This is a genomic window from Streptomyces sp. Root431, from assembly GCF_001426585.1.
GTDB lineage: Bacteria > Actinomycetota > Actinomycetes > Streptomycetales > Streptomycetaceae > Streptomyces > Streptomyces stackebrandtii.
The window spans coordinates 866,576-876,475 of record NZ_LMEI01000007.1 but is presented as its reverse complement, the minus strand read 5'-3'; the positions used below and the strand labels follow the sequence as shown (position 1 = coordinate 876,475).

At 69.2% G+C, this 9,900-nt stretch carries 9 protein-coding genes; 2 read left to right on the top strand and 7 right to left on the bottom strand.

The genetic code is table 11. From position 1 onward, the window contains the following. Positions 1-254: 254 nt before the first annotated feature. The 3 genes from ASC82_RS11145 to thyX all read right to left on the bottom strand — a co-directional run bounded on the left by ASC82_RS11145 (position 255) and on the right by thyX (position 3,860). Entirely contained in the window at positions 255-1,940 is a 1,686-nt protein-coding gene (locus tag ASC82_RS11145; protein ID WP_056644788.1) for a ribonuclease J, read from the bottom strand. A gap of 100 nt (positions 1,941-2,040) precedes the next feature. Continuing rightward, on the bottom strand, positions 2,041-2,940 hold the full coding sequence (dapA, locus tag ASC82_RS11140; protein ID WP_056644785.1) for a 4-hydroxy-tetrahydrodipicolinate synthase: 900 nt from the start codon (positions 2,938-2,940) through the stop codon (positions 2,041-2,043). Between the two features lie 179 nt (positions 2,941-3,119). Then, positions 3,120-3,860 carry an FAD-dependent thymidylate synthase gene (gene thyX, locus ASC82_RS11135; protein WP_024758236.1) on the bottom strand — a complete coding sequence of 247 codons (741 nt, stop codon included), beginning with the start codon at positions 3,858-3,860 and terminating at the stop codon, positions 3,120-3,122. A gap of 176 nt (positions 3,861-4,036) precedes the next feature. Between thyX and ASC82_RS11130 the strand changes: the two genes are divergently transcribed. Together ASC82_RS11130 and ASC82_RS11125 are read left to right on the top strand one after the other, a co-directional pair. Next, entirely contained in the window at positions 4,037-4,276 is a 240-nt protein-coding gene (locus ASC82_RS11130) for a hypothetical protein (RefSeq protein WP_056644982.1), read from the top strand. Between the two features lie 54 nt (positions 4,277-4,330). Beyond that, positions 4,331-4,891: a PH domain-containing protein gene (locus ASC82_RS11125; protein WP_056644782.1), complete on the top strand. Its 561-nt coding sequence runs from the start codon at positions 4,331-4,333 to the stop codon at positions 4,889-4,891. Here the strand turns inward: ASC82_RS11125 and ASC82_RS11120 are convergent. Genes ASC82_RS11120 through ASC82_RS11105 form a run of 4 tightly spaced genes read right to left on the bottom strand, consistent with a single transcriptional unit; the run spans position 4,881 to position 9,712 of the window. Continuing rightward, positions 4,881-5,333: a hypothetical protein gene (locus tag ASC82_RS11120; RefSeq protein WP_024758239.1), complete on the bottom strand. Its 453-nt coding sequence runs from the start codon at positions 5,331-5,333 to the stop codon at positions 4,881-4,883. The two genes, ASC82_RS11125 and ASC82_RS11120, sit on opposite strands and share 11 nt — an antisense overlap. Before the next feature lie 5 nt (positions 5,334-5,338). After that, positions 5,339-6,091, bottom strand: a complete 753-nt coding sequence (dapB, locus tag ASC82_RS11115) for a 4-hydroxy-tetrahydrodipicolinate reductase (RefSeq protein ID WP_056644780.1) — start codon at positions 6,089-6,091, stop codon at positions 5,339-5,341. A 28-nt stretch (positions 6,092-6,119) separates the two neighbouring features. Beyond that, positions 6,120-7,499 carry a pitrilysin family protein gene (locus tag ASC82_RS11110; RefSeq protein WP_056644777.1) on the bottom strand — a complete coding sequence of 460 codons (1,380 nt, stop codon included), beginning with the start codon at positions 7,497-7,499 and terminating at the stop codon, positions 6,120-6,122. Then, entirely contained in the window at positions 7,496-9,712 is a 2,217-nt protein-coding gene (locus ASC82_RS11105) for a polyribonucleotide nucleotidyltransferase (RefSeq protein ID WP_056644775.1), read from the bottom strand. The genes ASC82_RS11110 and ASC82_RS11105 overlap by 4 nt, the downstream gene beginning before the upstream one ends. Between the last annotated feature and the right edge of the window lie 188 nt (positions 9,713-9,900).

The following is a 9,900-nucleotide window of genomic DNA, read 5'->3' as shown; positions in this document are numbered from 1 at the left end:
CGTTTCCGACTCTATCAGATCTTTTCGATCCGATTTCCTCGGTGCTTTCCGGTCCCTTTTGTTTTCACTCCGGGGGCCTTTCGGCGGTTCCGACTTTATCAGAAGTTCTGAGTCGGTATTTCCGCCTCCCGTTCACCTGTTCCGGCGCACGACGGCGCCGGGGGCTTCCCGGTCTGGCGGAGCCGTAAACGTACTGGAGCGGGGCGCCCCGATGCAAATCGAGGGGCCCCGCTCCGGTGTGGCGCAGGTCAGGCTCAGACCTCTACGACGACCGGGAGGATCATCGGGCGCCGGCGGTAGGTGTCGGAGACCCACTTGCCGACGGTGCGGCGGATCAGCTGCTGGAGCTGGTGGGGCTCGACGACGCCGTCCTGGGCCGACTTGTTCAGGGCCTGGTCGACCTTGGGGATCACGGCGTCGAAGGCCGAGTCCTCGATGCCGGAACCGCGGGCGTGGATGTTCGGGCCGCTCACGATCTTGCCGGTCGAGGAGTCCACGACCACGAAGACCGAGATGATGCCCTCGTCGCCGAGGATCCGGCGGTCCTTGAGGTGGGCCTCGGTGACGTCGCCGACCGAGAGGCCGTCCACGTACACGTAACCCGCCTGGACCTTGCCGACGATCCTGGCCTTGCCGTCCATGAGGTCGACGACGACGCCGTCCTCGGCGATGACGATGTGGTCCTTGGGGATACCCGTCATCGCGCCGAGCTCGGCGTTGGCGCGCAGGTGGCGCCATTCGCCGTGGACCGGCATGAGGTTCTTCGGGCGGCAGATGTTGTAGAAGTACAGCAGCTCGCCGGCCGAGGCGTGGCCCGAGACGTGGACCTTGGCGTTGCCCTTGTGGACGACGTTCGCGCCCCAGCGGGTCAGGCCGTTGATCACGCGGTAGACCGCGTTCTCGTTGCCCGGGATGAGCGACGAGGCCAGGATGACCGTGTCGCCGGGGACGATCCGGATCTGGTGGTCGCGGTTGGCCATGCGGGACAGGGCCGCCATGGGCTCGCCCTGGGAACCCGTGCAGACCAGCACGACCTCGTCGTCCGGCAGGTCGTCGAGGGTCTTCACGTCGACGACGAGGCCGGCCGGGACCCGGAGGTAGCCGAGGTCGCGGGCGATGCCCATGTTGCGGACCATCGAGCGGCCGACGAAGGCGACCCGACGGCCGTACTCGTGGGCGGCGTCGAGGATCTGCTGGATGCGGTGCACGTGGCTGGCGAAGCTGGCCACGATGATGCGCTTCTGGGCGTTCGCGAAGACCGTGCGCAGGACGTTGGAGATGTCCTTCTCCGGCGGGACGAAGCCCGGGACCTCGGCGTTCGTGGAGTCCGAGAGGAGGAGGTCGATGCCCTCCTCGCTCAGACGCGCGAAGGCGTGGAGGTCGGTCAGACGGCCGTCCAGCGGGAGCTGGTCCATCTTGAAGTCGCCCGTGGCGACGGCCATGCCCGCGGGGGTGCGGATGGCCACGGCGAGCGCGTCCGGGATGGAGTGGTTGACCGCGATGAACTCGCAGTCGAACGAACCCAGGATCTCCCGGTCGCCCTCCTTCACCTCAAGGGTGTAGGGGCGGATGCGGTGCTCCTGGAGCTTGGCCTCGATCAGCGCGAGGGTCAGCTTGGAGCCGATGAGCGGGATGTCCGGCTTGAGCCGGAGCAGGTAGGGGACGGCACCGATGTGGTCCTCGTGGCCGTGCGTGAGCACGATCCCCTCGATGTCGTCGAGGCGGTCCCGGATGATGGTGAAGTCGGGCAGGATCAGGTCGACGCCCGGCTGCTCCTCTTCGGGGAAGAGGACGCCGCAGTCGACGATGAGCAGACGGCCGTCGAACTCGAAGACCGTCATGTTCCGGCCGATCTCGCCGAGCCCGCCGAGCGGGGTGACGCGCAGGGCGCCCTTCGGGAGCTTCGGCGGAGCGCCGAGTTCAGGATGCGGATGACTCAAAAGACTCTCCTCACCACGCGCGCCACGTGCCGTTCGGGCACGTGGCGCGCATGACATTCGTGCACTTGCTGTTGTCAGTGTTCAGTTGTGAAGTCCGTTGTCAGAGTTCTACCCCGCCGGCGGCCAGGTCGACCTTGAGCTGCTCGGTCTCCTCGGTGGAGAGCTCCACGAGCGGGAGGCGCAGCGGGCCGGCCGGGAGGCCCTGGAGGGCGAGGGCGGCCTTGGTGGTCATGACGCCCTGGGTGCGGAACATGCCGGTGTAGATCGGCAGGAGTCGCTGGTGGATCTCGGTGGCCTTCTGGGGCTCGCCGCTCAGGTGGGCGTCGAGGAGGGCGCGGAGGTCCGGGGTGACGATGTGGCCGACGACCGAGACGAAGCCGCAGGCGCCCACGGAGAGCAGCGGCAGGTTGAGCATGTCGTCGCCGGAGTACCAGGCGAGGCCGGAGCGGGCGATGGCCCAGCTCGCGCGGCCGAGGTCGCCCTTGGCGTCCTTGTTGGCGACGATCCGGGGGTGCTCGGCGAGGCGGACGAGCGTCTCGGTGTCGATCGGGACGCCGCTGCGGCCGGGGATGTCGTAGAGCATGACCGGGAGCTCAGTGGCGTCGGCGATGGCCGAGAAGTGCCGGTAGAGCCCCTCCTGCGAGGGCTTGTTGTAGTACGGCGTCACGGCGAGCAGGCCGTGGGCGCCGTCGCGCTCGGCGGTGCGGGCGAGCTCGAGGGAGTGGTGGGTGTCGTTGGTGCCGATGCCGGCCACGATGTGGGCGCGGTCTCCGACCGCCTCCAGCACAGCTCGTACCAGCTCCGATTTCTCCGCGTCGCTGGTGGTGGGGGACTCGCCGGTGGTGCCGTTGACGACGAGGCCGTCGTTGCCTGCGTCCACCAGATGGGTGGCCAGTCGCTGGGCACCGTCGAGGTCGAGTGCGCCGTCCGCCGTGAAGGGCGTGACCATGGCGGTGAGGACCCGCCCGAAGGGGGTCTGCGGAGTGGAGATCGGAGCCATGGGTAACACGCTACTCGCTGCTCAGCGCCGGGTGTCCCTGAGGGGGACAGGAAGAAGAGGAGCCCGGCACTGCCTGCTCGGGGGTTCAGGCAGTGCCGGGTCCGTTTGATCAGCCTAGATGAACTTCTCGAAACGCCGCAATACGGACACTTCCCACGAGTGGCTCGGACATGTGTGCCCTACGGGGCCACACGGCCGTTCTTGTTGAAGGCGGCGTGGGTCAGCGGCATCAGCCGGGCCCAGTGCTCCTCCATCTTCTCGCCGACCATCTCGATCTCCCGCTGCGGGAAGGACGGGACCGCGGCCAGCTCGTGCTGGGTGCGCAGGCCCAGGAAGTGCATGAGCGAGCGCGCGTTGCACGTGGCGTACATCGAGGAGAAGAGGCCGACGGGGAGGACCGAGCGGGCGACCTCGCGGGCGACGCCGGCGGCCAGCATCTCCTGGTAGGTCGCGTAGGCCGTTCGGTACGACTCCTCCATCGTGCGGCTCACCACGTCGTGCTGCTCCTGGGTGCCGTCGACGAAGACGTACTTGCCGGGGCGGCCCTCCTGGACGAGCTTGCGGGAGGTGTCCGGGACGTAGAAGACCGGCTGGAGCTCCCTGTAGCGGCCCGATTCCTCGTTGTACGACCAGCCGACGCGGTGCCGCATGAACTCGCGGAACACGAAGATCGGGGCGCTGATGAAGAACGTCATCGAGTTGTGCTCGAAGGGGCTGCCGTGGCGGTCCCGCATCAGGTAGTTGATGAGGCCCTTGGAGCGCTCCGGGTCCTTCTGGAGCTCTTCGAGGGACTGCTCCCCCGCCGTGGACACACGTGCCGCCCAGAGGACGTCGGAGTCGCTCGCCGCGCTCTTGACCAGATCAACGGTGACGTCGCTCCGGAAGTCGATCTTCACGTTCTCGGTGGGGGTGTCGGTCACCAGCGGTCCTTCCAGTCGGGGTGTTGCAGCGCCCACTTTATCGACGTCCTCACGTCGTCCTTGCGACGTCCTCCTCGAGGATGAGATTCGGCCGCTTTGGTGAAATAGGGCACCAAACCCTCTGTTCTGTCGTCTGTACCGGTGAAGCACCACGACGACAAAGGAGAGTGGCCCTGATGTTCCGCCGGAGAGAGGCCGTACCGTTCGCGTTCGTCGCGGAGGCCGACCACTTCCGCAGTAACGTCACTCCGCCACCCCGGGAGCGCCTCAGCGCCTCGCAGATCGTGGGTCGTACCCTGATCGGGCTGACCGTCGTGGCCGGCCTCGCCGGGTCGCTGATCTTCGGGATGCCCTCCCTGCAGTCGGGGGACTCCGCCACTCGTCAGCAGCAGTCCGAGGCCTCCGACAACCGCTGAGGTAGCCTCACCGGGCACTGCCCCTTCGAGCGTGCTTGTGAGTGAGGACCTGTCGTGCCCCTGCCCTTCCTGACGGCCGACCGTGCTTTTGACACGACCGACCACGTCGCCCTGCCGTTCGACGACCACGATCAGTGGCGTCGTCCGTACCGGCCGGGGTCGTGGCGCGTCGGAGCCGCGGCGCTGGCGCTGCTGCTGGCCTCGTTCGTGCTGCTCGCCGCCGTGATCATCGTCGCCGCCGGGGGCTTCGCCGCCGCCGGCGTGACGCTCGCGCTCGCCGTGATCGTCATCCTCGCGGCCGTGCGGATGCTCCGCGTGGGCACCTGGGTGAGCCGGGCCGGGGTGCGGCGCGTGGGCTTCCTGCGGACCTCGACCGTGCCGTGGGCCAAGGTGACCTCCGTACGGACCGTGCAGCAGCCGGTGCGCTGGCTGGGGCTCCCCCGCACGGTCCAGGGCCAGGCCCTGGTGCTCGGTCGGCAGGGTGGTGAGCAGCTGCTGCTGCTCACCGACCACAGTGCCGACTTCCTCTCCCGGGTCGAGGCCTTCGACCGCGCGGCCGACACGGTCGAGGCCTGGAACGCCGAGTACGGCGTCGTCCCGGCCGCTACGCGCTGACCGTACGTCCCTCGTGGAGGGCGATGGCCCGCAGCATCGCCTTGCGGGCCCTGGGGGTGTCGCGGGCGTCGTGGTAGGCGACCGCGAGCCGGAACCAGCAGCGCCAGTCCTCCGGGGTGTCCTCCGTCTCGGCCTTGCGCCGGGCGAAGACCTCGTCGGCCGAGTCACGGTCGATCCGGCCGCCCTCGGTGCGCTTCAGCTCGTCGACGGGCAGGCCGCCCTCCGCCTCCAGTTCGGTGGCGAGGCGGCCCGCCTGCCGGGCGAACCGGGTGTTCTTCCAGAGGAACCAGCCGCCGACGGCCGGCAGCAGGAACGCCACCGCGCCCATGCCCATGGCGGCCGGCTCGCCCGTGAGGAGCAGCAGGACGCCCTCCATCGCCACCACGCCGAACACGAGGACGAGGACGGTGGCGAGGAAGACGTACGTGATCTTTCCGCCCATGGCCGTCAGCCCAGGTCCAGGAAGTGTTCCAGGCCGAAGGTGAGGCCCGGGGTGCCCGTCACGCGGCGGGCTCCCAGGAGTACGCCCGGCATGAAGCTGGAGTGGTGCAGGGAGTCGTGGCGGACGGTGAGGGTCTCGCCCTCGCCGCCCAGCAGGACCTCCTGGTGGGCGAGGAGGCCCGACAGGCGTACGGAGTGGACGCGGACGCCGTCGACGTCGGCGCCGCGGGCCCCTTCGAGGCCGGTCGCGGTGGAGTCCGGCTGGGCGCCGAGGCCGGCCTCGGCGCGGGCCGTGGCGATCAGCTGAGCCGTACGGGTGGCGGTGCCGGAGGGGGCGTCCACCTTGTGCGGGTGGTGCAGCTCGATGACCTCGACCGAGTCGAAGTACGGGGCCGCGATCTGCGCGAACTTCATGGTGAGGACCGCGCCGATGGAGAAGTTCGGCGCGATGAGGACACCGGTCTCCGGGGAGGCCGCGAGCCAGGTCCGCAGCCGCGCGAGGCGCTCCTCGGTCCAGCCGGTGGTCCCGACGACCGCGTGGATGCCGTGGCGCACGCAGAAGTCGAGGTTGTCCATCACCGAGTCGGGGGTGGTCAGCTCGACGACGACCTGGGCGCCCGCCTCGGTGAGCGCCTCCAGCTTGTCGCCCCGGCCGAGGGCCGCGACCAGTTCCATGTCCTCGGCGGCCTCGACGGCCCTGACCGCCTCGGAGCCGATGCGGCCCCGGGCTCCGAGAACCGCCACGCGCAGCTTGCTCATTGGTCTTTTTCCTTAAGAGGGCTCGGGATCAGGAGACCGCTTGGTGGAGGCGGTCCGCCTGCTTGTCCTTCAACGGGCCTATCACCGACAGCGAGGGCCGCTGGTCCAGTACATCGCGGGCGACGGCCCGGACGTCGTCCGGGGTGACCGCGGCGATCCGGGTGAGCATGTCGTCGACCGACATCTGGGTGCCCCAGCAGAGCTCGCTCTTGCCGATGCGGTTCATGAGGGCGCCGGTGTCCTCGAGGCCAAGGACGGTGGAGCCGGAGAGCTGGCCGACGGCGCGGACGATCTCCTCGTCGGTGAGGCCCTCGGTCGCGACCTTGTGGAGCTCGTCGCGGCAGATCTTCAGGACGTCGTGGACCTGGCCCGGCCGGCAGCCCGCGTACACACCGAAGAGGCCGCAGTCGGCGAAGCCCGAGGTGTACGAGTACACGCTGTAGGCCAGGCCGCGCTTCTCGCGGACCTCCTGGAAGAGGCGGGAGGACATGCCGCCGCCGAGGGCGGTGTTCAGCACGCCGAGGGCCCAGCGGCGCTCGTCGGTGCGGGCGAGGCCCGGCATGCCGAGGACCACGTGGGCCTGCTCGGTCCTGCGGTTCAGGTGCTCGACGCGGCCCGCCGTACGGATGATTCGCCGGCCGTCGCGGGGGGCGACGGGGACGGCGTCGGTACGGGTGAGGGCGCCGGCCTTCTCGAAGGCGCGGCGGACCTGGCGTACCACCGTGGCGTGGTCGACGTTGCCGGCGGCGGCGACGACCAGGTGGGTCGGGTCGTAGTGCTTCTTGTAGAAGCGGGCGATCTGGCCGCGGGTGAGGGCGTTGACCGTGTCGACGGTGCCGAGGACCGGGCGGCCCAGCGGGGTGTCGCCGAACATCGTCTGCGCGAACAGGTCGTGCACGACGTCGCCGGGGTCGTCCTCGGTCATCGCGATCTCTTCGAGGATCACTCCCCGCTCGGCGTCCACGTCCTCTTCGAGGACGAGCGCGCCGGTGAGCATGTCGCAGACGACGTCGATCGCCAGCGGCAGGTCGGTGTCGAGGACCCGCGCGTAGTAGCAGGTGTACTCCTTCGCCGTGAAGGCGTTCATCTCGCCGCCGACCGCGTCGATCGCGGAGGAGATGTCGAGGGCGGACCGCTTGTGGGTGCCCTTGAAGAGGAGGTGCTCCAGGTAGTGGGTCGCGCCGTTGAGGCTCGGGGTCTCGTCCCGGGAGCCGACGTGGGCCCAGATGCCGAAGGTGGCGGAGCGCACGGAGGGCAGGGTCTCGGTGACGATCCGCAGGCCGCCGGGGAGGGTCGTGCGGCGGACCGTGCCGATGCCGTCCTTGCCCGGGAGAAGCGTTTGGGTACGGGCGACGGCCCGCCCCTCCGAAGAGGGGCGGGCCGTCGTCACGGAACTACGGGACGTCACTGGTCGGTGTCGTCCTTCGCGTCGGCGGCGTCCTCGTCCGCGATCACGGGGATCAGGGAGAGCTTGCCGCGCTGGTCGATCTCGGCGATCTCGACCTGGACCTTGGAGCCGATCGCCAGCACGTCCTCGACGTTCTCCACGCGCTTGCCACCGGCGAGCTTGCGGATCTGCGAGATGTGCAGGAGGCCGTCCTTGCCCGGGAGCAGGGAGACGAAGGCACCGAAGGTGGTGGTCTTGACGACCGTACCCAGGTAGCGCTCGCCGACCTCCGGCATGGTCGGGTTGGCGATGCCGTTGATCGTGGCGCGGGCGGCCTCGGCCTGCGAGCCCTGGGCGGCACCGATGTAGATGGTGCCGTCGTCCTCGATCGTGATGTCGGCGCCGGTGTCCTCCTGGATCTGGTTGATCATCTTGCCCTTGGGGCCGATGACCTCACCGATCTTGTCCACCGGGATCTTGACGGTGATGATGCGCGGCGCGTTCGGGGACATCTCGTCCGGAACGTCGATCGCCTCGTTCATCACGTCGAGGATGTGCAGACGCGCGTCACGGGCCTGCTTCAGCGCGGCGGCCAGGACCGAGGCGGGGATGCCGTCGAGCTTGGTGTCGAGCTGGAGCGCGGTGACGAAGGTCTTCGTACCGGCGACCTTGAAGTCCATGTCGCCGAACGCGTCCTCGGCGCCGAGGATGTCCGTGAGGGCGACGTAGTGCGTCTTGCCGTCGATCTCCTCGGAGATCAGGCCCATGGCGATACCGGCGACGGGGGCCTTGAGGGGCACACCGGCGTTCAGCAGCGACATGGTGGAGGCGCAGACCGAGCCCATGGACGTCGAGCCGTTGGAGCCGAGGGCCTCGGACACCTGACGGATCGCGTAGGGGAACTCCTCGCGGGTCGGGAGGACCGGCACGATGGCGCGCTCGGCGAGCGCGCCGTGGCCGATCTCACGGCGCTTGGGCGAGCCCACGCGGCCGGTCTCGCCGACGGAGTACGGCGGGAAGTTGTAGTTGTGCATGTAGCGCTTGCGGGTCACCGGGGAGAGGGTGTCCAGCTGCTGCTCCATGCGGAGCATGTTGAGGGTGGTGACGCCCAGGATCTGGGTCTCGCCACGCTCGAACAGCGCCGAGCCGTGCACGCGCGGGATGGCCTCGACCTCGGCCGCGAGCGTACGGATGTCCGTGAGGCCACGGCCGTCGATGCGGACCTTGTCCTTGATGATCCGCTCGCGGACCAGCTTCTTGGTCAGCGCGCGGTAGGCACCGGCGATCTCCTTCTCGCGGCCCTCGAAGGCCGGGAGAAGCTTGTCGGCGGCGAGCTCCTTGATGCGGTCGAGCTCGGCCTCGCGCTCCTGCTTGCCGGCGATGGTGAGCGCCTGGGCGAGCTCGCCCTTGACCGCGGCGGAGAGCGCCTCCAGGACGTCGTCCTGGTAGTCGAGGTAGACCGGGAACTCGCCGGTGGGCTTGGCGGCCTTGGCGGCGAGGTCCGACTGGGCCTTGCAGAGGACCTTGATGAAGGGCTTCGCGGCCTCGAGACCGGCGGCGACGATCTCCTCGGTCGGCGCCTCGGCGCCGCCCTTGACGAGCTCGATGGTCTTCTCGGTGGCCTCGGCCTCGACCATCATGATCGCGACGTCGCCGTCCTCCAGGACGCGACCGGCGACGACCATGTCGAAGACGGCGTCCTCGAGCTCGGTGTGCGTCGGGAACGCGACCCACTGGCCCTTGATCAGGGCGACGCGGGTGGCGCCGATCGGGCCGGAGAAGGGCAGGCCCGCCAGGATCGTGGAAGCCGAGGCGGCGTTGATCGCGACCACGTCGTACAGGTGGTCGGGGTTGAGCGCCATGATCGTCTCGACGATCTGGATCTCGTTGCGCAGGCCCTTCTTGAAGGAGGGGCGCAGCGGCCGGTCGATCAGGCGGCAGGTGAGGATCGCGTCCTCGGAGGGGCGGCCCTCCCGGCGGAAGAAGGAGCCGGGGATCTTGCCGGCCGCGTACTGCCGCTCCTCGACGTCCACCGTGAGGGGGAAGAAGTCGAGCTGGTCCTTGGGCTTCTTCGACGCGGTGGTCGCGGAAAGGACCATCGTGTCGTCGTCCAGGTAGGCGACGGCGGAGCCGGCGGCCTGCTTGGCGAGACGGCCCGTCTCGAAGCGGATGGTGCGGGTACCGAAGGAGCCGTTGTCGATGACGGCCTCGGCGTAGTGGGTCTCGTTCTCCACTAGTGGTTTCTCCTACGTGTTCGTCTTTGCGTCCGGGGCCCGTGTGGCCGGGGACGGTGTCGACGGGGGCGGAGAGACGCGCCTTGGGTGCGGGCCGGTCTTCGATCGAAGCACCCGGCATGTTCCGGGGGCCACTACCGAGGACCGGCGGCGAGCCGGCGGCTCCTCGCTTCGTCCGTCGTATGGGG